General features: G+C 68.1%; 21 protein-coding genes and 1 riboswitch. Of the genes, 19 read left to right on the forward strand and 2 right to left on the reverse strand.

Going from position 1 to position 21,682, the window contains the following annotated elements:
• The first annotated feature begins 1 nt into the window (after position 1).
• The 4 genes from AB4879_RS24510 (at position 2) to AB4879_RS24525 (ending at position 3,903) form a co-directional block, all read left to right on the forward strand.
• Entirely contained in the window at positions 2-484 is a 483-nt protein-coding gene (locus tag AB4879_RS24510) for a cation:proton antiporter regulatory subunit (protein WP_370509661.1), read from the forward strand.
• 5 nt (positions 485-489) lie between these two features.
• A complete protein-coding gene (locus AB4879_RS24515; RefSeq protein WP_370509662.1) occupies positions 490-1,614 on the forward strand; it encodes a cation:proton antiporter in 1,125 nt (374 codons plus the stop codon).
• A gap of 28 nt (positions 1,615-1,642) precedes the next feature.
• Positions 1,643-3,058 carry an NAD(P)/FAD-dependent oxidoreductase gene (locus tag AB4879_RS24520; RefSeq protein ID WP_370509663.1) on the forward strand — a complete coding sequence of 472 codons (1,416 nt, stop codon included), beginning with the start codon at positions 1,643-1,645 and terminating at the stop codon, positions 3,056-3,058.
• Positions 3,059-3,210: 152 nt separating this feature from the next.
• A complete protein-coding gene (locus tag AB4879_RS24525) occupies positions 3,211-3,903 on the forward strand; it encodes a hypothetical protein (protein WP_102806354.1) in 693 nt (230 codons plus the stop codon).
• On the opposite strand, the gene AB4879_RS24530 is transcribed toward AB4879_RS24525, so the two are convergent.
• Positions 3,900-4,340, reverse strand: a complete 441-nt coding sequence (locus tag AB4879_RS24530) for a nitroreductase/quinone reductase family protein (RefSeq protein ID WP_370509664.1) — start codon at positions 4,338-4,340, stop codon at positions 3,900-3,902. The genes AB4879_RS24525 and AB4879_RS24530 overlap by 4 nt on opposite strands.
• Before the next feature lie 110 nt (positions 4,341-4,450).
• On the opposite strand from AB4879_RS24530, the gene AB4879_RS24535 reads away from it, so the two are divergent.
• The 3 genes from AB4879_RS24535 to AB4879_RS24545 are packed head-to-tail and all read left to right on the forward strand — an operon-like array spanning position 4,451 to position 7,155.
• Positions 4,451-5,143: a TetR/AcrR family transcriptional regulator gene (locus AB4879_RS24535; RefSeq protein ID WP_370509665.1), complete on the forward strand. Its 693-nt coding sequence runs from the start codon at positions 4,451-4,453 to the stop codon at positions 5,141-5,143.
• 45 nt (positions 5,144-5,188) lie between these two features.
• Positions 5,189-5,680 (forward strand): VOC family protein, encoded by a 492-nt coding sequence (locus tag AB4879_RS24540; protein ID WP_370509666.1) that lies wholly within the window; start codon positions 5,189-5,191, stop codon positions 5,678-5,680.
• Entirely contained in the window at positions 5,677-7,155 is a 1,479-nt protein-coding gene (locus tag AB4879_RS24545) for an FAD-binding protein (RefSeq protein WP_102806350.1), read from the forward strand. The genes AB4879_RS24540 and AB4879_RS24545 overlap by 4 nt, the downstream gene beginning before the upstream one ends.
• Here AB4879_RS24545 and AB4879_RS24550 read toward each other — a convergent pair.
• The gene (locus AB4879_RS24550) at positions 7,152-9,059 is read right to left on the reverse strand and encodes an ABC transporter ATP-binding protein/permease (protein WP_370509667.1); all 1,908 of its coding nucleotides are present in this window, start codon (positions 9,057-9,059) and stop codon (positions 7,152-7,154) included. The genes AB4879_RS24545 and AB4879_RS24550 overlap by 4 nt on opposite strands.
• A 359-nt stretch (positions 9,060-9,418) precedes the next feature.
• On the opposite strand from AB4879_RS24550, the gene secA2 reads away from it, so the two are divergent.
• The 12 genes from secA2 (at position 9,419) to AB4879_RS24610 (ending at position 21,681) form a co-directional block, all read left to right on the forward strand.
• Positions 9,419-11,701, forward strand: coding sequence for an accessory Sec system translocase SecA2 (gene secA2, locus AB4879_RS24555; protein WP_370509898.1), 2,283 nt, complete (start codon positions 9,419-9,421; stop codon positions 11,699-11,701).
• Between the two features lie 16 nt (positions 11,702-11,717).
• Positions 11,718-12,314 carry a CDP-alcohol phosphatidyltransferase family protein gene (locus tag AB4879_RS24560; protein ID WP_102806347.1) on the forward strand — a complete coding sequence of 199 codons (597 nt, stop codon included), beginning with the start codon at positions 11,718-11,720 and terminating at the stop codon, positions 12,312-12,314.
• Positions 12,301-13,215, forward strand: a complete 915-nt coding sequence (locus AB4879_RS24565) for a DUF881 domain-containing protein (protein WP_102806346.1) — start codon at positions 12,301-12,303, stop codon at positions 13,213-13,215. The genes AB4879_RS24560 and AB4879_RS24565 overlap by 14 nt, the downstream gene beginning before the upstream one ends.
• A gap of 15 nt (positions 13,216-13,230) precedes the next feature.
• A complete protein-coding gene (locus tag AB4879_RS24570) occupies positions 13,231-13,563 on the forward strand; it encodes a small basic family protein (RefSeq protein ID WP_083119044.1) in 333 nt (110 codons plus the stop codon).
• 1 nt (position 13,564) lies between these two features.
• Complete coding sequence (locus AB4879_RS24575; protein WP_370509668.1) at positions 13,565-14,326, forward strand: DUF881 domain-containing protein; 762 nt, start codon at positions 13,565-13,567, stop codon at positions 14,324-14,326.
• Positions 14,327-14,361: 35 nt separating this feature from the next.
• Positions 14,362-14,757, forward strand: a complete 396-nt coding sequence (gene gcvH, locus AB4879_RS24580) for a glycine cleavage system protein GcvH (protein ID WP_102806344.1) — start codon at positions 14,362-14,364, stop codon at positions 14,755-14,757.
• 156 nt (positions 14,758-14,913) lie between these two features.
• Positions 14,914-15,381 (forward strand): glycogen accumulation regulator GarA, encoded by a 468-nt coding sequence (gene garA / locus AB4879_RS24585; RefSeq protein ID WP_233209206.1) that lies wholly within the window; start codon positions 14,914-14,916, stop codon positions 15,379-15,381.
• Positions 15,381-16,124, forward strand: a complete 744-nt coding sequence (locus AB4879_RS24590) for a MerR family transcriptional regulator (protein ID WP_370509669.1) — start codon at positions 15,381-15,383, stop codon at positions 16,122-16,124. The genes garA and AB4879_RS24590 overlap by 1 nt, the downstream gene beginning before the upstream one ends.
• A 46-nt stretch (positions 16,125-16,170) precedes the next feature.
• Positions 16,171-16,665 carry a bifunctional nuclease family protein gene (locus tag AB4879_RS24595; protein ID WP_036344970.1) on the forward strand — a complete coding sequence of 165 codons (495 nt, stop codon included), beginning with the start codon at positions 16,171-16,173 and terminating at the stop codon, positions 16,663-16,665.
• A 235-nt stretch (positions 16,666-16,900) separates the two neighbouring features.
• Positions 16,901-17,545 (forward strand): MerR family transcriptional regulator, encoded by a 645-nt coding sequence (locus AB4879_RS24600; RefSeq protein WP_102806342.1) that lies wholly within the window; start codon positions 16,901-16,903, stop codon positions 17,543-17,545.
• A 21-nt stretch (positions 17,546-17,566) separates the two neighbouring features.
• Positions 17,567-17,664, forward strand: a riboswitch (glycine riboswitch).
• 169 nt (positions 17,665-17,833) lie between these two features.
• A complete protein-coding gene (gene gcvP / locus AB4879_RS24605) occupies positions 17,834-20,689 on the forward strand; it encodes an aminomethyl-transferring glycine dehydrogenase (protein ID WP_370509670.1) in 2,856 nt (951 codons plus the stop codon).
• Positions 20,690-20,817: 128 nt separating this feature from the next.
• Complete coding sequence (locus AB4879_RS24610; RefSeq protein WP_370509671.1) at positions 20,818-21,681, forward strand: alpha/beta fold hydrolase; 864 nt, start codon at positions 20,818-20,820, stop codon at positions 21,679-21,681.
• Position 21,682 lies beyond the last annotated feature (1 nt).

Genomic DNA, 21,682 nt, shown 5'->3' on the forward strand with positions numbered 1-21,682 from the left:
CATGGAGGTCAAAGAAGTCCTGCTGCCCGGAGTCGGGCTGCGGTACGAGTTCGACAACGCCGATGGCAACCGCATCGGTGTGATCGCCCGGCGCGGCGGTGATTTCGAAGTCGTCGTCTACGGCGCCCCCGACCCCGACCAAGCGCGCCCGGTGTTCCGGCTCACCGTCGAGGAAGCCGACGCGCTGGCCCAGATCCTCGGTGCCCCACGGATGGTGGAGAGCTTCGCCGACTTGACCAAGGAAGTGCCCGGCCTCGACGCCGGCCAGGTCGAGATCGCGGCGGGGTCGCCGTTCGTCGACCGGCCGCTCGGCGATACCAAGGCCCGGACCCGCACCGGCGCGTCGATCGTGGCGATCGTGCGCGACGAAGCGGTGCTGGCCTCGCCGAAACCCGACGAGGTGCTGCACGTCCACGATGTCCTGATCGTGATCGGCACCGAGCACGGCATTTCGGGCGTCCGTCGAATCGTCGACCAAGGATGATCTGAGTGGCTGTGTCGGCGTCGCTACTCCTCGAGCTCGGCGTCATCTTCACGGTCCTGACCATCCTCGGAACCCTGGCGCGCCGCTTCGCGCTGTCACCGATCCCGCTCTACCTGCTCGCCGGACTGGCCCTGGGCAACGGCGGAATCGCGCCGGTCCCCGCGGCGGGGGAGTTCGTGTCCACCGGCGCCACGATCGGCGTGGTGCTGCTCCTGCTGACCCTGGGCCTGGAGTTCTCCATCGGTGAGTTCGCCGCCAGCATGCGGCGACATCTGCCGTCGGCCGGCGTCGACCTGGTCCTCAACGCCACCCCGGGTGCGATCGCCGGCTGGCTGCTCGGCCTGAACTTCGTCGGCATCCTGGCGATGGCAGGCATCACGTTCATCTCCTCCTCGGGCGTGATCGCGCGCCTGCTCAACGACCTGCGCCGGCTGGGCAACCGGGAAACGCCTGCCGTGCTGTCGATCCTGGTGCTCGAGGACTTCGCGATGGCCGCCTATCTGCCGCTGTTGGCTGTGCTGGCGGCCGGCGGCACGTGGTGGGAGGCGCTGCTGTGGATGGCTGCCGCGATGGTCGCATTGGTGCTGGTGTTCGCGGCGTCCTACCGATGGGGTCATCACCTGGGCCGGCTGATCAGTCATCCCGACGACGAGCAACTGCTGTTGCGCATCCTGGGGCTGACCCTGCTGGTGGCCGCGGCGGCCGAACATCTGCACGCCTCGGCCGCGGTGGGCGCGTTCCTGGTGGGGCTGACACTGACGGGGGAGACCGCCGAGCGGGCCCGCACCGTGCTGAGCCCGTTGCGGGATTTGTTCGCGGCGGTGTTCTTCGTGGCGATCGGGTTGTCGGTGGCACCGGCGGACCTGGTGCCGATGCTGCCGGCGGCCGTACTGCTGGCCGCCGTCACCGCGATCACCAAGGTGGCCACCGGTGTGTACGCGGCCCGTCGCGACGGCGTCGGCCGACCGGGCCAGCTGCGCGCGGGCACCGCGCTGGTCGCCCGCGGGGAGTTCTCCCTGGTGATTATCGGCTTGGCGGGGACCACCGTCACCGCGGTGGGAACGCTGGCCACGCCCTATGTTTTCGTCCTGGCCATCGTCGGGCCCCTACTCGCGCGGTTCGCCCGGTAGGACGCCGCCGTCATGGCACCATGCTGGAGTGCAGACCGTATTTGACCGCGACGTCGATCCCGCCCTGATCGCCCGGGCGCTGGGCTCCGCCGCGTTCGGATCGATGTGGCTGGACTCGTCGCTGGTCGCCCGTCCCGACTACCCCCGGCTGTCCGGCGACCTGACGTGTGACCTGTTGGTGGTCGGCGGCGGCTATGCCGGACTGTGGTCGGCTCTGCACGCGAAGGCGCGCAACCCCGGGGCGCGGGTGGTGCTGATCGAAGCCGAACGGGTCGGTTGGGCGGCATCGGGACGTAACGGCGGCTTCGTCGAGGCCAGCATCACCCACGGTGCCGAGAACGGAAAGTCGCGCTGGCCCACCGAGTTCGACCGCCTGGAGAAGCTCGGCCTGGCCAACCTCGACGGCATGCAGGCCGATATCGCGTCCTATGGCATGAACGTGGACTGGGAGCGCACCGGCATGCTCACCGTCGCCACCGAACCGCATCAGGTCGAGTGGCTGGCCGAGGGCGCCGACGACGGCGAGGGCCGGTTCCTGGATCAGGCGGCCGTGCGCGCCGAGGTCGCCTCACCGACCTATCAGGCCGGCCTGTGGGCGACCGACACCTGCGCGATCGTCCATCCGGCCCGGCTGGTCTTCGAACTCGCCCGGGCCTGCTCGGAGGCCGGGGTCGAGGTCTTCGAACACACCGCGGCGACGTCGGTGCAACGCGAACAGCGGGGGATCCGGGTCGAGACGTCCGCCGGGGTGCTCCAGGCCGACCAGGTTGTGTTGGCCACCAACGTGTTTCCGAGCCTGCTGAAGCGAAACCGGTTCCACACGATTCCGGTGTACGACTATGTGCTGTCCACCGAACCGCTCACGAGCGACCAGTTGGAGCGCATCGGGTGGCGCCACCGGCAGGGCATCGGCGACAGTGCCAACCAGTTCCACTACTACCGCCTTTCGGCGGACAACCGGATCGTCTGGGGCGGCTATGACGCCGTTTATCACTACGGTCGCCGTGTCGACTCGATGTACGAAGACCGGCCCGAGAGCTACCGCAAGCTGGCCGCGCACTTCTTCATCACGTTCCCGCAACTCGAGGATGTCCGGTTCAGCCACCGCTGGGCCGGTGCGATCGACACCAACACCCGGTTCTGTGCGCACTGGGGGCTGGCCGGGCGAGGCCGGATCGCCTACGTCAACGGATTCACCGGTCTGGGTGTCGGCGCCGCCCGGTTCGCCGCCGACGTCTGTCTGGACCTGCTCGACGGTCACCCCACCGAGCGGACCGAGCTGGAGATGGTCAACCGCAAGCCGCTGCCGTTCCCGCCCGAACCGGTGGCCAGCGTGGGGATTCAGGCCACCCGGTGGTCGTTGGACCGGGCCGATCACAACGAGGGCAAACGCAACCTCATCCTGCGCACCCTCGACCGGCTGGGCCTGGGGTTCGACTCCTAACTCCGGCTTTTAACCCCATCTGCGGCGATTCCTGCGGCGACACGCCGGGTACGCCATAGTTCGTTGGTAACGATTTGAAATCGGCGCCGATACACAGTCGAGATACTTCCGCGGCGCGTCCTTGACGTACCGCCGACCGATCGGGGTGTAGGGTGACTCGTTTTTCGCTGGGATTCGTCTCCACCGCCGCGGCTCTGGCCGCGTCCGCGATCATCGCCCCGCTGGCCCACGCGACACCCGGTGTGGTCGTCTCGCCCGGGATGGAGATCCGCCAGGCCAGCAACGTCTGCACCCTCGGCTACGTGGATCCGGTGGCGCGCATCGCCTACTCGGCCGGTCACTGCCGGGCCGACGGACCGGTCACGGATCGCGACGGCCACTTCATCGGCATGGTGTCGGCATTCCAGGACAACACCCCTGACGGCGCGGTGGTGCGTACCGACCAGGTGATCTCCGACTACGAGACCATCACGTTGGCCGCCGACGTCGCGGTCAACAACATTCTTCCCGGCGGCCGCCAGCTGGTCGCCGACGCCGCCCCGCCGATGGCCAACGGCCAGCCGGTCTGCCACTTCGGCGTGATCACCGGTGAGAGCTGCGGGTCGATCGAGCGGGTCAACAACGGCTGGTTCACCATGGAGAACGGCGTGGTCAGCCAGAAGGGCGACTCCGGCGGCCCGGTGTACATGCCGGTCGACAACAACAAGGCCGTCATCATCGGACTGTTCAACAGCACCTGGGGCAACCTGCCCGCGGCGGTGTCATGGGTCGCCACCAGCCAGCAGGTGCGCGCCGGCGCCGACGTCGTCAACGTGGCTGCCGCCGAGGAAGCCAACGCCAACTAGCGTGCGAGCGCGAACACCGGGACTTTCGGTGCGGCCGAACGCAATTCGGCGGCCGTCGAGTCCGGTGTGAGGCCGGCGATGTGGCCCTTGACCTCCCAGTACCACCGGTCGAGGTAGCTCTTGAGCAGGGCCGGCTTGGCGTCGTCGTCGACCTCGGTGAGGGTGACCGCGGTGCGACGCCAGCGCGGGCCCAGTTCCACTTCGCCTGCTGCCCGCGCATTGCGTGCCCACTGGGTGTTGCCGCGCGGGGAGACCAGGTACTCGGTGTCGCCGACCCGCAGCACGTTGACGACCACACTGTGCAGTGCGCCGGATTTACGGCCCCGCACGCGTAGCGCGCGCGTGCCGGCGATGCTGATCCCCGCCTCGGCGAGCCGGCGGATGACGGCGTTGGCCGCCCGGGCGGCGGCGTTCGGACGGTCGTAGTGCGCATTCATGGCGGTGTCCCATCGACTCGAAGATTTGAGAGCGGTGCTCTCATTACGAGGATGCCACCGGGGTGCGCGAAAAACAAGAGCAGTGATCTCGGATGTGTCAGACTCGGCGCGTGGGGAAACGCGAGGACACGCGGCAGCGCATCGAAGCCCAGATCGTCGAGCTGGGACGCCGGCAGCTGGCGACCGTGGGGGCGGCCGGACTGTCGGTGCGGGCTATCGCCCGCGAGCTGGGCATGGTGTCCTCGGCGGTGTACCGCTATGTCGCCAGCCGCGATGCGCTGCTGACCCTCCTGCTGATCGATGCCTACTCCGACCTCGCCGACGCGGTCGGCCAGGCGCGGGTGGCCGCCGACGGCGGCTGGCGGGCCGACGTCGCGACCATCGCCCACGCGATCCGCGGCTGGGCGCTGGATCAGCCCGCCGAGTGGGCCCTGCTGTACGGCAGCCCCGTGCCGGGCTATCACGCCCCGGCCGAGCTGACCACCGGACCTGGCACCCGGGTGATCGGCATGCTGTTCGACGCGGTCGCCACCGGTGTGGCCACCGGCGACATCGCCCTGACGGAACACCATGCCGCCCAACCGATGTCGACCGACCTGGGTCATGTGCGGGACGAGTTCGGCTTTCCCGGTGACGATGCGCTGGTGATCCGGTGCACCGCGATCTGGGCCATGATCATCGGGGCCATCAGCCTCGAGGTGTTCGGTCAGTACGGCAGCGACACCTTCACCGATCCTCGGGCATTGTTCGACGAGCAGCTGCACCTGGCCGTCGACCTGCTGACCGCGGGCGGGCAAAACTAGAACACGTTCTAGCCACACCGGCGGGCCGGGGATATCCTCGAACCGATGACCGACCAGACACCTGTCCAGATCGCGTGGGTGACCCGCGACCTGGACGCCACCGAGGCGGCCCTGACCACGCTGCTCGGGGCCAGGAAATGGATTCGCATGCCCGATGTGCACTTCGGGCCGGACACCTGCGAACACCGCGGCCGCCCCGCCGACTACCACGCCGACATCTCGTTGAGCTACGCCGGCGACACCCAGCTCGAACTCATCGCACCGACGCGCGGCGAGAGCATCTACACCGAGTTCCTGGACCACAACGGACCCGGGCTGCACCACATCTGCGTGGAGGTCCCCGACACCGACGCGTTCGACGCCGCGCTGACCGGCAGCGGTCCGACGGCGGAGATCGTCGCCCGCGGGGTGATGCCCGGCGGCATGCGGTTCGCGTACCTGTCGGCCGCCGCGGCCGGCGTGCCCTACCTCGAAATCGCCTACATCCCCGACGAGATCCGCACGTTCTTCGACTATGTGAAACAGGAGCAGCAATGAGTGGCCTGGACATTCCCGCGACCGTCGCCGCCTCGGATGTGACCGACTGGTCCGACGAGGTCGACGTCGTGGTGATCGGTTTCGGCATCGGTGGCGGATGTGCGGCGGTCAGCGCCGCGGCCGCCGGCGCGCGAGTGTTGGTGCTCGAGCGTGCCGCGGTCGCCGGCGGCACCACCTCGATGGCCGGCGGCCACTTCTACCTCGGTGGCGGAACCGCCGTTCAGCAGGCCACCGGGCATGCCGACAGCGTCGAAGAGATGTACAAGTACCTCGTCGCGGTGTCGCGCGAGCCCGAACTCGACAAGATCCGCGCCTACTGCGAAGGCAGCGTCGAGCATTTCAACTGGCTCGAGGAGTTGGGGATCGCGTTCGAGCGCAGCTACTACCCGGAGAAGGCGGTGATCCAGCCCAACACCGAGGGGCTGATGTTCACCGGCAACGAGAAGGTGTGGCCGTACAAGAACATGGCGGTGCCCGCCCCGCGCGGCCACAAGGTCCCGGTGCCCGGTGACACCCAGGGCGCGGCGATGGTCATCGATCTGCTGCTCAAGCGGGCCGCCGAACTGGGTGTGCAGATCCGTTATGAAACGGGCGCAACGAATCTCGTCGTCGAAGACGAGTCCGTCGTCGGCGTCTCGTGGAAGAAGTTCACCGAGACCGGAGTGATCCGGGCCAAGGCGGTGGTGATCGCCGCGGGCGGTTTCGTGATGAATCCCGAGATGGTCGCCGCGCTCACGCCGAAACTCGCCGAGAAGCCGTTCGTGCTCGGCAACACCTACGACGACGGCCTGGGCATCCGCCTCGGCGAATCGGCGGGCGGGGCCACCAAGCACATGGACCAGATCTTCATCACCGCGCCCGTCTACCCCCCGTCGATCCTGCTGACCGGAATCATCGTCAACAAGGAGGGCAAGCGGTTCGTCACCGAAGACTCCTACCATTCGCGCACGTCGGGTTTCGTGATGGACCAGCCGGACAGCGCGGCGTACCTGATCGTCGACGAGGCGCACATGCAGCGCCCGGAGATCCCGCTGATCACCTTCATCGACGGCTGGGAGACGGTCGAGGAGATGGAGGCGGCGCTGGGCATCCCGACGGGCAACCTCGTCGAGACGCTCAACAACTACAACGAGCACGCCGCCAAGGGTGAGGATCCGGAGTTCCACAAGCAGCCGGAATTCCTTGCGCCGCAAGACAAGGGGCCGTGGGGCGCCTTCGACCTGACGCTGGGCAAGGCGATGTACTCCGGCTTCACCGTCGGCGGTCTGGCCACCGACGTCGACGGCGAGGTGTTGCGCGCCGACGGCAGCGTGATTCCGGGCCTGTACGCGGCGGGCGCGTGCGCGTCCAACATCGCCCAGGACGGCAAGGGCTACGCCAGCGGCACCCAGCTGGGGGAGGGCTCGTTCTTCGGGCGACGCGCCGGAACGCACGCCGCCACGGTGGCTGCCGAAAGTGCCAGCGCCGCAGGCTAAACGGTAGCGGGCTCGTTACCCTCGACGTGGCCGAGGCGCCACTGGCCCTCGCCGAGCAGTTCCAGGTGCCTGACGTGGTGTTGCTCGACGGTGCTGCGGTGGCTGACGCTGACCAGGATGGTGTCCGGTAGTTCGGTGCGCACCATGTCGTAGAGCGCGAACTCCAGACCCTCGTCCAGCGCCGAGGTGGCCTCGTCGAGGAAGACCGCCTTCGGTTTGGTCAGCAGCACGCGGGCGAACGCGATGCGCTGTTGCTCGCCCGGCGACAGCACCTTGGCCCAGTCCTGCGACTCGTTGAGGCGAATCGTCAAGTGCGACAGGGCGACCTTGGTCAGCGCATGTTGCAGGTCGTCGTCGCTGATCTTCCCGGAGGTGGCCGGGTAGGACACCACGGTCCGCAGATCGCCCAGCGGCACGTAGGGCATCTGCGACAGGAACATGGTGTGGTCGTCCTCGGGACGGCAGAGGGTGCCGGAGGTGAACGGCCACAGCTGGGCCAGGCTGCGCAGCAGCGTGGTCTTGCCGGCACCCGACGGCCCGGTGATGACCAGCGTCTCGCCCGGCTCCAGCCGCAGGTCGATCGGGTCGACGAGCTGGCTGCCACTGGGCGTGCGGACCTCGACCCGGCGAAGTTCCACCGAACCGTCAGTGCTGGTGACCGTCGTCAGCTTGGGCAGCTCGCGCGCCTCGGCGTTGGTTTCCACCAGGCCGTGCAGACGGATGATGGCCGCCCGGTAGGAGGCGAACGAGTCGTAGGCGTTGCGGAAGAACGACAGCGAGTCGTGGATCGACCCGAATGCGCTCGAGGACTGGGTGACGTCACCGAGGTCGATCTGCCCGGCGAACAGCCGAGGCGCCTGGATCACCAGCGGTAGCGGGTTGATGATCTGGCTCATCGACAGGTTCCACCCGGTCAGCGCGATCGTGCGATTCACATAGCGCTTGTAGTTGGCGATGATCTGGGCGAACTTGGTGCGCAGCAGTCCCCGCTCGGCGTTCTCGCCGCGGTAGAAGCCGACAGCCTCGGCCGAATCACGCAGCCGGACCAGCGCGTAACGGAAGACGGCGTTGGTGAGCTCGTTGCGGAAACTGAGCCGGATCAGCGGATGGCCGATCCAGAACGCGATGACCGTCGCGACGAACACGTAGACCAGCACCACCCAGAACAGCGCGTGCCCCAGGGTGACGCCGAGGAACGTCAGCGGACCCGACAGGTTCCACAAGATCACGGTGAACGACACCACCGTCACCAACGAGTTGATCGCGCCGAACAGCAGCGTGCTGGAGCTGCCGATCATCGGAGTGTTCGGCGAGGACCCCACCCCGGCGGTGAAGATGTCGATGTCGTACTGGATGCGCTGGTCGGGGTTGTCGATGTCGCTGTCGGTGAACCGGGTGCGGTAGTAGGCGTGGTCGTCGAGCCAGTCGCAGGTGAGCCGGTCGGTGAGCCATACCCGCCAGCGAATGATGAACCGCTGCATCAGGTAGATGTCCAGCATCACTCGGCTGATGTAGATGGTCGCCAGGATGCCGAACAGGATCAGCGCCGCCCAGAATCCGTCAATACCGGACTGGCGAACTTCCTCGTTGCCGCCGCCCGCGCCCTGGAACGCGACCTGCAGCGACGTGAACAGGTCATTGCTGTAGTAGCTGAGCAGGACGTCGAGGCGCACCGAGATGATCGTCGAGAGCAACAGCACGGCGATCCAGATCCACACCCTGATGCTCTGCCGGCCGGTGAAGTAATCCCCGGTGATCCGCCAGTACTGCCGGCCCCACACCGTGTACCGGGCCAGCAAGACCAGCACGATCAGGCTCAGTACGGCGCTGATGCCCCATGCCTTGGCAATCCAGATCAGGGACGGGACCAGCTCGTGTCCCCAGTCCATGGACGGGTGGAACATCTCCAACGTGCTTCTCCTCCTGCGGCGCCGACCACGCGACGCCCGATCAGCCGGCTTCCCGGCGAACCTACCCCGGCATCCCGGCGAAGGCGCGCGTGTGTGTCAGATGACTGGCGAAATGTGAGTTCCGGTGCGTCGTCAGACCCGTCCCCGGGTTGAACCGCGGGCAGTGACGCAAAGATAACCGCCAGGTCCGAGAACGACGGTCGCGCGGCGCGCGGGGTGGGACGGCGCGGCGAACGCACCAGCGCCGAGTGCTCCGCCGTCGGCCAAGGCGCCGACGGTACCGTTGACCCGTGGCGAAAACTCGCAAGGACAGCGTTGCCGGACCCGGCCGGATCAGCCGGGGCTTCTGGCGCATGCTCGGTGCCACCACCGAGAAGACCAAGGCTCAATCGATGGCCGAGGTGGACGCCTCGGCCGAGTTCGACGAGAAGGCCAAGGGCCTCGACGACGAGCAACTGGCCAAGGCCGCGAAGCTGCTCGAGCTCGGAGACCTCGCCTCGTCGTCCGACATCCCGCAGTTTCTGGCGATCGCCCGCGAGGCCGCCGAGCGCGCCACCGGCCTTCGACCGTTTGATGTCCAGCTGTCCGGTGCGCTGCGCATGCTGGCCGGGGACGTCATCGAGATGGCCACCGGTGAGGGCAAGACCCTCTCGGGTGCCATCGCTGCCGCCGGCTACGCACTGGCCGGGCGCAACGTCCACGTCGTGACCATCAACGACTACCTGGCCCGCCGCGACGCCGAGTGGATGGCGCCGCTGATCGAGTCGATGGGTCTCACGGTCGGCTGGATCACCGCCGAGTCGACCGCGCAGGAACGCCGCGCCGCCTACCAGTGCGATGTCACCTACGCCTCGGTCAACGAGATCGGCTTCGACGTGCTGCGCGACCAGCTGGTCACCGATGTCGCCGATCTGGTGTCACCCAACCCCGACGTCGCGCTGATCGACGAGGCCGACTCGGTGCTGGTCGACGAGGCCCTGGTGCCGCTGGTGCTGGCCGGCACCACCCACCGTGAGACCCCGAAGGTCGAAATCGTCCGGCTGGTCGGCGATCTGACCGCCGGCATCGATTACGACACCGACGCCGACAGCCGCAACGTGCACCTCACCGACGACGGGGCCAAGAAGCTCGAGGCCGCGCTCGGCGGTATCGACCTCTACTCCGAGGAGCACGTCACCACCACGCTGACCGAGGTGAACGTCGCCCTGCACGCGCATGTGCTGTTGCAGCGCGACGTGCACTACATCGTCCGCGACGGCGCCGTGCAGCTGATCAACTCCTCGCGCGGGCGGATCGCCTCGCTGCAGCGCTGGCCGGACGGGCTGCAGGCGGCGGTCGAGGCCAAGGAAGGCATCGAGACCACCGAGACCGGCGAGGTGCTGGACACCATCACCGTGCAGGCCCTGATCAACCGGTACCCGACGGTGTGCGGCATGACCGGTACCGCGCTGGCCGCCGGCGAGCAGCTGCGCCAGTTCTACAAGCTCGGTGTCTCGCCGATCCCGCCGAACACGCCGAACATCCGCGAGGACGCCGACGACCGCGTCTACATCACCGCCGCGGCCAAGATCGAGGCGATCATGGAGCACATCGTCGAGGTGCATGCCACCGGTCAGCCGATCCTGGTCGGCACCCACGACGTCGCCGAGTCCGAAGAGCTGCACGAGCGGCTGGTCCGCCGCGGCGTTCCGGCGGTGGTGCTGAACGCGAAGAACGACGAGGAAGAGGCCGCCGTCATCGCCGAAGCCGGCAAGCTCGGCACGGTCACGGTGTCCACTCAGATGGCCGGTCGCGGCACGGACATCCGGCTGGGCGGCTCCGAATCGGACGACCACTCCGCCGATAAAAAGGAGGTCGCCGAACTCGGCGGCCTGCACGTCATCGGCACCGGCCGGCACCGCACCGAGCGCCTCGACAACCAGCTGCGCGGCCGCGCAGGCCGGCAGGGCGACCCCGGTTCGTCGGTGTTCTTCGCCAGCTGGGAGGACGACGTCGTCGTCGCGCACCTCGACGAGGGCAAGCTGCCCACCGACGCCGACGAGACTGGCCGGATCACCAGCCCCAAGGCCGGTGCCCTGCTGGACCACGCCCAGCGGGTGGCCGAAGGTCGGCTGCTCGACGTCCACGCCAACACCTGGCGCTACAACCAGCTCATCGCCCAGCAGCGCGCGATCATCGTCGAGCGCCGCAACACCCTGCTGAGCACGCCGGCCGCGCGCAACGAACTCAAGGAACTCTCGCCCGACCGGTACGAGGAGCTGGCCGAGACGTCCGACGACGACCAGCTCGAGACGATCTGCCGCCAGATCATGCTGTTCCACCTGGACCGCGGCTGGGCCGACCACCTGGCCTACCTGGCAGACATCCGGGAGAGCATCCACCTGCGCGCACTGGGCAGGCAGAACCCACTCGACGAGTTCCACCGGATGGCCGTCGACGCGTTCGCGCATCTGGCCGCCGACGCCATCGAGGCCGCCCAGCAGACCTTCGAGACCGCCAACATCCTCGAAGAGGAGCAGGGCCTCGATCTGTCGAAGCTGGCCCGCCCGACGTCGACCTGGACGTACATGGTCCACGACAACCCGCTCAACGACGACACGTTGTCGGCGCTCAGCCTGCCCGGGGTCTTCCGCTAGGGCTAAGTTCATCACCATGGACCGCCGCGACCGCGTGCTGACGATCCCGAACGTCCTGTCGGTGATCCGGCTCGTGCTGGTGCCGGTGTTCCTGTACCTGCTGCTGGCCACCGATGCCTATGGGTGGGCGGTGGCGATCCTGATGTTCAGCGGCTTCTCCGACTGGGCCGACGGCAAGATCGCCCGCCTGGTGCCCAATCAGTCGTCACGTCTCGGCGCACTGCTGGACCCGCTGGTCGACCGCGTCTACATGGTGGCCGTGCCCGTCGGGATGGGCTTCGCCGGTGTCGTGCCGTGGTGGCTGGTGGCGACGCTGGTCGGTCGCGATCTGGTGCTGGCCGCCACCTTGCCGGTGGTGCGCAGCCGCGGGCTCACCGCGCTGCCGGTCACCTATATCGGCAAGGCGGCGACGTTCGCGCTGATGTCCGGGTTCCCGCTGGTGCTGCTCGGCCAGTGGGACGCGACGTGGAGCCGGGTGATCGGTGCCTGCGGCTGGGGCTTCCTGCTGTGGGGTGTCGGCATGTACCTGTGGTCGGCGGTCCTCTACCTGCTGCAAGTCCGTCTGGTGGTGACCACGCTGCCCAAAGCCGGCGTCAGCGATGCCCGCACCTGACAGCGCGCTCGGCGGCTACGACCCGCGGGCCGGCCGCAGTGAACGCCACGAGCGCCGGCCGGCCCTCATCCCGCTGCCGGGTCTGCTGCGCTCGCTGCTCACCGAACACCTCGACCCCGGCTACGCCGCCGCTGCCGCTGCCCGCGAGACGAGCGGACAGTCCCGCCGAACGATCGCCGACCGGGCCTGGCAGGCGGTGGCGGCGGTACTGATCGCGGTGGTGTTCGCCGCCGCGGTCGCGCAAGCCCGGACCACCGCGCCCGGCGTCAACGCCGCGCAGCAGGTGCTGGCCGCCAGCGTGCGATCCGCCGAAGGCACCACCGACCGGCTCACCCAGCGGCGCGACGAGCTGGCCAGCCAAGCCGACAGCATCCAGCGCCGCCAGCTGCGCGACGACGCGGCAGGCCGGGATCTGCTCAGCAAACTCGACGCGCTCAGCCTGGCCGCAGCCACCACCGCCGTCATCGGACCCGGCCTATCCGTGACAGTCACCGACCCCGGCGTCGGCCGCGATCTGTCCGACGTGTCCAAACAGCGGGTGGCCGGCAGCAGGCAGATCATCCTGGACCGGGATCTGCAGCTGACCGTGAACTCGCTGTGGGCCAGTGGGGCCGAAGCGATCTCGGTCGGGGGAGTGCGGATGGGGCCCAACGTGACGATCCGTCAGGCGGGCGGTGCCATTCTCGTCGACAATCATCCGATCAGCAGCCCCTACACGATCCTGGCGGTGGGGCCGCCGGGCGAGATGCGCGATACCTTCGATCGGAGCAGCGGGCTGCAGCGCCTACGGCTGCTCGAGGTGTCCTACGGGGTGGGGGTCAGTGTGAGCAGCGGCGACGGCCTGTCGCTGCCGGCGAGCGCGGTACGGGAGATTAAATTTGCCAAGCAGATCGGTCGGTAGGGGGCGTCTCAGCAGATGATCGGAATCGCCGCACTCGTCGTCGGCATCGTGCTGGGCCTGGTGTTGCATCCCAGCGTCCCCGAGGTCATCCAGCCGTACCTGCCGATCGCGGTCGTCGCCGCACTCGATGCGGTGTTCGGCGGTCTGCGGGCCTACCTGGAGAAGATCTTCGACCCGAAGGTGTTCGTGGTCTCGTTCGTGTTCAACGTGCTGGTGGCAGCGCTGATCGTCTATGTCGGCGACCAGCTCGGGGTGGGCACGCAGCTGTCCACGGCGATCATCGTCGTGCTGGGCATCCGCATCTTCGGCAACGCCGCCGCACTGCGGCGCCGGCTGTTCGGGGCCTGAGGTGACCGACGACGAACACGGCCGCCACGAACTGCCGGGCCCGGCCCCGGCCCCGCTGCGCCGGCCCCGCAGTCGCACTCAGATCATGTTCGGCGCGCTCGGGGTGGTGCTGTGCCTGATGCTCGGTGTGGCGATCGCCACCCAGGCCCGCCAGACCGAGACCGGCGACGCACTGGACACCGCGCGCCCAGCCGACCTGCTGGTCCTGCTCGGCTCGCTGCAGCAGCGCGAAGCAACGCTCAACACCGAGGTGGCCGACCTGCAGCGCAACCTGGCGGCCATGCAGACCGCGGGCAGCAGCGACCAGGCCGCGATCCAGAACGCGCAGGCCAGGCTGGCCGCGCTGTCGATCCTGATCGGCACGGTCGGGGCGACCGGGCCCGGCGTGACGATCACGATCGGCGATCCCGGGCCCGGCGTCGCGCCGGAAACCATGCTCGACGTCATCAACGAACTGCGGGCCGCCGGCGCCGAGGCGATGGAGATCCGCTCCGGGCAGCAGGCCGTCCGCGTCGGGGTCGACACCTGGGTGGTCGGCAGCCCCGGCGCGCTGGTGATTGACACCCAAACTCTGGGCCCGCCGTATTCTGTTCTGGCCATTGGCGATCCGCCCACCCTGGCTGCCGCGATGAACATCCCGGGCGGCGCCGTCGACAGCGTCGAACGGGTGGGCGGCCGAATGACCGTCGCGCAGTCCGACCGTGTGGACATCACCACCTTGCGGCAACCGAAAGCGCGACAATACGCTCAGCCCGTCAAATGAGCAGCCCGTCAAAATGACCGACACCGAGGAGCACTGTGAGCGAAATCCCAGCCGACCTGCGCTACACCGCCGAGCACGAGTGGGTGCTGCGTACCGGTGACGACACCGTGCGCGTCGGCATCACCGACTTCGCCCAGTCCTCGCTGGGTGACGTGGTGTACGTGCAGCTCCCCGAGGTGGGCAGCGACGTCACCTCCGGTGAGTCGTTCGGCGAGGTGGAGTCCACCAAGTCGGTGTCCGATCTCTACGCGCCGGTCTCGGCCAAAGTGATTGCCGTCAACGGCGAATTGGAAGGCAGCCCCGGGCTGGTCAACTCCGATCCCTACGGTCAGGGGTGGTTGTTGGAGTTGCAGGTCGACGGCGATACCCTCGAACAGGGGTTGGCGGCGTTGCTCGACGCGGACGCCTATCGGAACACAGTGACTGAATGACATTGTTAGGGTGCCTGCCAGCCACCGATCCGGCGGTGGTGGGCACAACGACGACCACCGCGCGGTACGGTCGTCGTAAGTGATTGGTGAGGCGGACGGGCGCCTTGTGCGGATTCCCGCCAAGTACAGCCACGGCAGCCAGTGAAGGAGCAGCGGGTGACCGACAAGGACCAGAACTCTGACGAAGTCACCGTGGAGACGACGTCCGTCTTCCGGGCCGACTTCCTCAACGAGCTGGACGCCCCGGCGGCAACCAGCGGCGAGAGCGGGGTGTCCGGGGTCGAAGGTCTCCCGGTCGGCTCGGCGCTGCTGGTCGTGAAGCGTGGCCCGAATGCGGGTTCGCGGTTCCTGCTGGACCAGGCGACGACGTCGGCAGGCCGCCATCCGGACTCCGACATCTTCCTCGATGACGTGACCGTGAGCCGTCGGCATGCCGAGTTCCGCTTGGACGGCAACGAATTCCAGGTCGTCGACGTCGGCAGCCTCAACGGGACCTACGTGAACCGCGAGCCCGTCGATTCGGCCACCCTCGCCAACGGCGACGAGGTCCAGATCGGCAAGTTCCGCCTGGTGTTCCTGACCGGACCGAAGTCGTCCGAGGATGAAGGCGGTCCAGGAAGCTAGTGACCGCACCCGATAGTCCCGCGCTTGCCGGGATGTCTATCGGAGCGGTCCTGGACCTGCTGCGACCGGACTTCCCGGACGTGACGATCTCCAAGATCCGATTCTTGGAAGCCGAGGGTCTCGTCACGCCGGAGCGCAGCGCATCGGGGTATCGGCGGTTCACCGCGTACGACTGCGCACGGTTGCGGTTCATCCTGACCGCTCAGCGCGACCACTATCTACCGCTGAAGGTCATCAAGGCTCAGCTCGACGCCCAGCCGGACGGCGAGTTGCCGCACGTCGGATCGCCTTACGCCGTACCGCGTTTGGTGACGGTGGCGGACGACCAGGATGCTCCTGCCGCCGACGCCGAGACCGACGTGGCGCGCACCCAGGTCCGGTTGAGCCGGGAGGATCTGCTGGAGCGCTCCGGGGTGGGCGAGGAGATGCTGACCGCGCTCTGCAAAGCGGGTGTGATCACCACCGGCCCGGGTGGGTTGTTCGACGAGTATTCGGTGGTGATCGCGCAGTGTGCGCGGGCGCTGGGGGACTACGGCGTGGAACCGCGGCATCTGCGGGCGTTCCGGTCGGCGGCCGATCGGCAGTCCGATCTGATCGCGCAGATCGCCGGCCCGGTGGGCAAGGCGTCGAAGACCGGGGCGCGCGATCGCGCGGACGACTTGGCGCGCGAGGTTGCCGCTCTGGCAATCACGTTGCACACGTCGCTGATCAAGTCCGCTGTACGAGACGTTCTCGACCGCTGAGGACTAGACTCCAAAGGACTGCAACGAGCGCGGAGGTCAGACACAGATGGGCGAGGTTCGTGTGGTGGGCATTCGCGTCGAACAGCCCCAGAACCAGCCGGTCCTGCTGCTGCGGGAGTCCAACGGCGACCGGTATCTGCCGATCTGGATCGGCCAGTCCGAGGCCACGGCGATCGCCTATGAACAGCAGGGTGTCGAGCCGACCCGCCCGCTGACCCACGACCTGTTCCGAGATGTCATTGGCGCACTGGGGCATTCGCTCAAGGAGGTGCGCATCGTGGATTTGCAGGAGGGCACCTTCTACGCCGACCTGATTTTCGACCGCGACATCAAGGTGTCGGCGCGCCCGTCGGACTCGGTGGCGATCGCCCTGCGCATGGGAGTGCCGATCTACGTGGAGGAGGCGGTGCTGGCCGAGGCCGGGCTGCTCATCCCCGACGAGAACGACGAGGAATCCACCGGCGCGGTCCGCGAAGACGAGGTCGAGAAGTTCAAGGAATTCCTCGACAGCGTGTCCCCGGACGATTTCAAGGCGACCTGACCGGGTATCACCGCGGTGCCGGCCGGCAAGATCACGGATGCGTCTCACTTGGCCTGCAGCGGTTCGACACGCGCGGCGGATGACGGTCCGCACGGGCAAGGGCGGCCATACTTTGATTGCGAACGACGAGCGCGACTGCCCGTCGAAAAGCGTATGCTCGGTGGACTCGGACTGGGCAAACGTGGTTGGTGGAGCGGTCAGCGGGCCATAGGTTCGAACGGCGAGAGGAAGCATCGTGGGCGAGCAGCCACGTCAGGGACAGTTGGACCTTGCTGGCACGGGCTCTGATTCCGATGGCCGCTTTGAGGCGGACACACCCGCCGGCGCGCCGGTGAGTGAGCCGGTGCAGCAGGGCCTGTTCCCCGACGACTCGGTTCCCGACGAATTGGTCGGCTATCGCGGGCCGAGCGCCTGCCAGATCGCCGGAATCACCTACCGCCAGTTGGACTACTGGGCGCGCACCTCTCTGGTGGTGCCGTCCATCCGCGGCGCGGCCGGCTCCGGCAGCCAGCGGCTGTATTCGTTCAAGGACATTCTGGTCCTCAAGATCGTGAAGCGTCTGCTCGATACGGGCATCTCACTGCACAACATCCGCGTCGCCGTCGACCATCTGCGTCAGCGCGGCGTGCAGGATCTGGCCAACATCACCCTGTTCTCTGACGGCACAACGGTGTACGAGTGCACGTCGGCCGAAGAGGTCGTCGACCTGCTGCAGGGCGGTCAGGGTGTGTTCGGTATCGCAGTCAGCGGAGCCATGCGGGAACTGTCCGGCGCGATCGCCGACTTCCCCGGCGAGCGGGCCGACGGCGGCGAGTCGATCGCCTCGCCGGAGGACGAGCTGGCATCCCGGCGCAAGAGCCGCGACCGCAAGATCGGTTAGCAGCTAGAATCTCCTCTGTATCGCCCTCGCGCGGGAGAGTTTCGTGGCAGCCAGTCACGGACGCCGAAGGAGCAACACCTCTCCGTCAACCTCTCAGGCACCCGGACCGCGCATGGCCACGATGCCTCTGGAAAGCGGTGGCACGGTTTTTTCGCCGAGGTCGCCCGCCCATGGGGAAAGGCAGCACTGCTCAACAGCGGGCTGACCGAATCTCTCAGGCGCCCGGTCCGGGTGGACGACAGAGGGAGAGGACGCCGCTGACGGCTGCGCCGTACGTCAGGAGTCCCCATGTCGAAACAAGCAAGGTCCAATCACACCCCCACCTTCGCCGATCGTCACATCGGACCCGATTCCGATGCGCTGGCCACCATGCTCGACGTGATCGGGGTGGCCTCGCTCGAGGAACTGGCGGCCAAGGCGCTGCCTGCGGGCATTCTGGACGCGCTCTCCGCCGACGGCATCGCACCCGGCCTCGACCAGCTGCCCGCAGCGGTGGGCGAGCATGAGGCGCTGGCCGAGCTGCGGGCACTGGCCGACACCAACACCATCGCGGTGTCGATGATCGGGCAGGGCTACTACGACACGCTCACCCCGCCGGTGCTGCTGCGCAACATCCTGGAGAACCCGGCCTGGTACACCGCATACACGCCGTATCAGCCGGAGATCAGCCAGGGCCGGCTCGAGGTGCTGCTGAACTTCCAGACCATGATCGCCGACCTGACCGGGCTGGATCTGGCCAACGCGTCGATGCTCGACGAGTCCACCGCGGCCGCCGAGGCGATGACGCTGATGCACCGCGCGTCGCGCGGATCGGCCAACCGGCTGGCCGTCGACGAGGACATGTTCGCCCAGACCGCGGCCATCCTCGCGACCCGCGCGGAGCCGCTGGGCATCGAGATCGTCACCGCCGACCTGCGGGGCGGGCTTCCCGAGGGTGAGTTCTTCGGCGTCATCGCGCAGCTGCCCGGTGCCAGCGGCCGGGTGACCGACTGGTCCAAGCTCGTCGAGCAGGCCCACGAGCGCGGCGCGCTGGTGGCACTGGGCGCCGACCTGCTGGCGATGACGCTGATCGCCCCGCCGGGTGAGTTGGGCGCCGACGTCGCGTTCGGAAGCGCGCAAAGATTCGGTGTGCCAATGGGATTCGGCGGACCGCACGCCGGTTTCCTTGCCGTGCACAACAAGCACGCCCGCCAGCTGCCCGGCCGCCTGGTGGGGGTGTCGGTGGACGCAGATGGGTCTGCGGCATACCGGTTGTCGCTGCAGACCCGCGAACAGCACATCCGCCGAGACAAGGCGACCTCCAACATCTGTACCGCCCAGGTGTTGCTGGCGGTGATGGCCGCCTCCTACGCCAGCTACCACGGTCCACAAGGTCTGACCGGAATCGCGCGGCGCGTGCACGGGCACGCCCGCTCACTGGCCGCCGGCCTGGGCGCCGCCGGCGTCGAGGTGGTGCACGACACCTTCTTCGACACCGTGCTGGTGCACGTCCCGAACCGCGCGGCCGCTGTGCAGGCCGAGGCCAAGGGCCGTGGCATCAACATCTGGCGGGTGGATGCCGACCACGTGTCGGTCACGTGCGACGAGGCCACGACTGCAGCGCACGTTGCCCTGGTGCTGGAGTCGTTCGGCGCCGGCTTGGCGGGCGAGTATGCCGGCCCCGACATTGATTCGCGGACAAGCGAATTCCTGACCCATCCGGCGTTCCACCGCTACCGCACGGAAACCGAGATGATGCGCTACCTGCGCACGCTGGCCGACAAGGACATCGCGCTGGACCGCAGCATGATCCCGCTGGGCTCGTGCACGATGAAGCTCAACGCCGCCGCCGAGATGGAGTCGATCACCTGGCCGGAGTTCGGCAGGCAGCACCCGTTCGCGCCGGCCGGTGACACCCCGGGCATGCGTAAGTTGATCGCCGACCTGGAGGGCTGGCTGACGGGGCTGACCGGGTACGACGCAATCTCGTTGCAGCCCAACGCCGGATCGCAGGGTGAATACGCCGGACTGCTGGCCATCCGCGACTATCACCTGGCCAACGGCGATACCGAACGAAACGTCTGCCTGATCCCATCCAGCGCGCACGGCACCAACGCCGCGTCCGCGGCGATGGTCGGCATGCGGGTGGTCGTGGTGGCCTGCCGGGAGAACGGCGACGTCGACCTCGACGATCTGCGCGCCAAGGTCAGCGAGCATGCCGAGCGGCTGGCCGCGCTGATGATCACCTACCCGTCCACCCACGGGGTCTACGAGCACGACATCGCCAACATCTGCGCCGCGGTGCACGACGCCGGCGGGCAGGTCTACGTCGACGGCGCCAACCTCAATGCCCTTGTCGGGCTGGCCCGGCCGGGCAAGTTCGGCGGCGACGTCAGTCACCTGAACCTGCACAAGACGTTCTGCATCCCGCACGGCGGCGGCGGCCCGGGCGTCGGGCCGGTGGCGGTGCGCTCGCATCTGGCGGTGTTCCTGCCCGGCCACCCGATGGCCGAGGAACTGCCGAAGGGACACCCGGTGTCTGGGGCCCCGTACGGGTCGGCGTCGATCCTGCCGATCACCTGGGCCTACATCCGGATGATGGGCGCCGGCGGCCTGCGCGATGCCACGCTGACCGCGATCGCCTCAGCGAACTACATCGCGCGCCGCCTCGACGAGTACTACCCGGTGCTCTACACCGGCGAGAACGGAATGGTGGCCCATGAGTGCATCCTCGATCTGCGGGGCATCACCAAGTCCACCGGCGTCACCGTCGACGATGTGGCGAAGCGGTTGGCGGACTTCGGTTTCCACGCGCCGACCATGAGCTTCCCGGTGGCCGGCACGCTGATGGTGGAGCCGACCGAGAGTGAAAGCCTGGCCGAGGTGGACGCGTTCTGCGAGGCGATGATCGCGATCCGCGCCGAGATCGACAAGGTCGGCTCGGGGGAGTGGCCTGCCGAGGACAATCCGCTGCGCAATTCGCCGCACACCGCCGAATGCCTGTTGGTCGACGAGTGGACCCACCCGTACACCCGCGAGCAGGCGGCCTACCCGCTGGGCAAGGGAAACCGGGCGAAGGTGTGGCCGCCGGTGCGCCGCATCGACGGGGCGTACGGCGACCGCAACCTGGTGTGCTCCTGCCCGCCGGTGGAGGCATTCGCCTAGCGATTCTCGTCGATTCAGAACTGAGGGCGAACATTCGGCCGAAACATCGCCCTCGGTTCTGCCTCGATGCCTGATAGCGTCACCCTGTGCTGCCTGCCAGCGTTCGCCAGTGGCAAGAGGGTGGCCGGATGCTGTCCACCAGCGCCGGCAACGTTTTCGTCCGATCAGCGCCCGGCTCTGCCGATTCCCGGGTCGCTTCGCTCCTGCCCTCCGCAGCCCCGACCCTGCTTCTGCTGCACGGCTTCCCGTCGAGCTCGTACGATTTCCGCGGCGTCGTCGAGCGCCTCGGGGACCAGCCCTGGCTGACGCTGGACTTCCTCGGCTTCGGGCTGTCGGACAAACCCCGCCCGCACCGCTACAGCCTGCTCGAGCAGGCCGACATCGTGCAGCAGGTCGTCGCCGATGCCGCACCGGGTCCGGTGGTGCTGCTCGCCCACGACATGGGCACCTCGGTGGCCACCGAACTGCTGGCCCGCGACGTCGCTGGCACGCTGCCCTTCGAGATCCAGCGCGCCGTCCTCACCAACGGCAGCGTGATCATCGAGCGCGCCAGCCTGCGGCCCAGCCAGAAGATCCTGCGCGGCCCGTTCGGCCCGCTGTTCGCCCGGCTGACCAACGAACGGGGCTTCCTGCGCGGCTTCGGCAAGCTGTTCAGCGCCGCGCACCCGCTGGCCGACGAGGAGGCGCAGGCCCAGTGGGCGCTGCTGGCACGCGACGACGGCCACCGCATCCTGAACCTGCTGTGCGCCTACCTCAACGAACGGGTGCGCTTCGCCGATCGGTGGCACGGGGCGGTTCGCGACTGGGACAAGCCGCTCGGATTCCTCTGGGCCACCGGCGATCCGGTGGCCACCACCAACGTGCTGGCCGGCCTGCGGGAGTTGCGGCCCACGGCTGAGGTGATCGAGCTGGCCGGGATCGGCCACTACCCGCAGATCGAGGTGCCCGACGAGTTCACCGCGGGCGTCCGACAGTTACTGCGGCTCGCCTGAA

It is taken from the genome of Mycobacterium sp. SA01 (assembly GCF_041287105.1).
Classification (GTDB): domain Bacteria; phylum Actinomycetota; class Actinomycetes; order Mycobacteriales; family Mycobacteriaceae; genus Mycobacterium.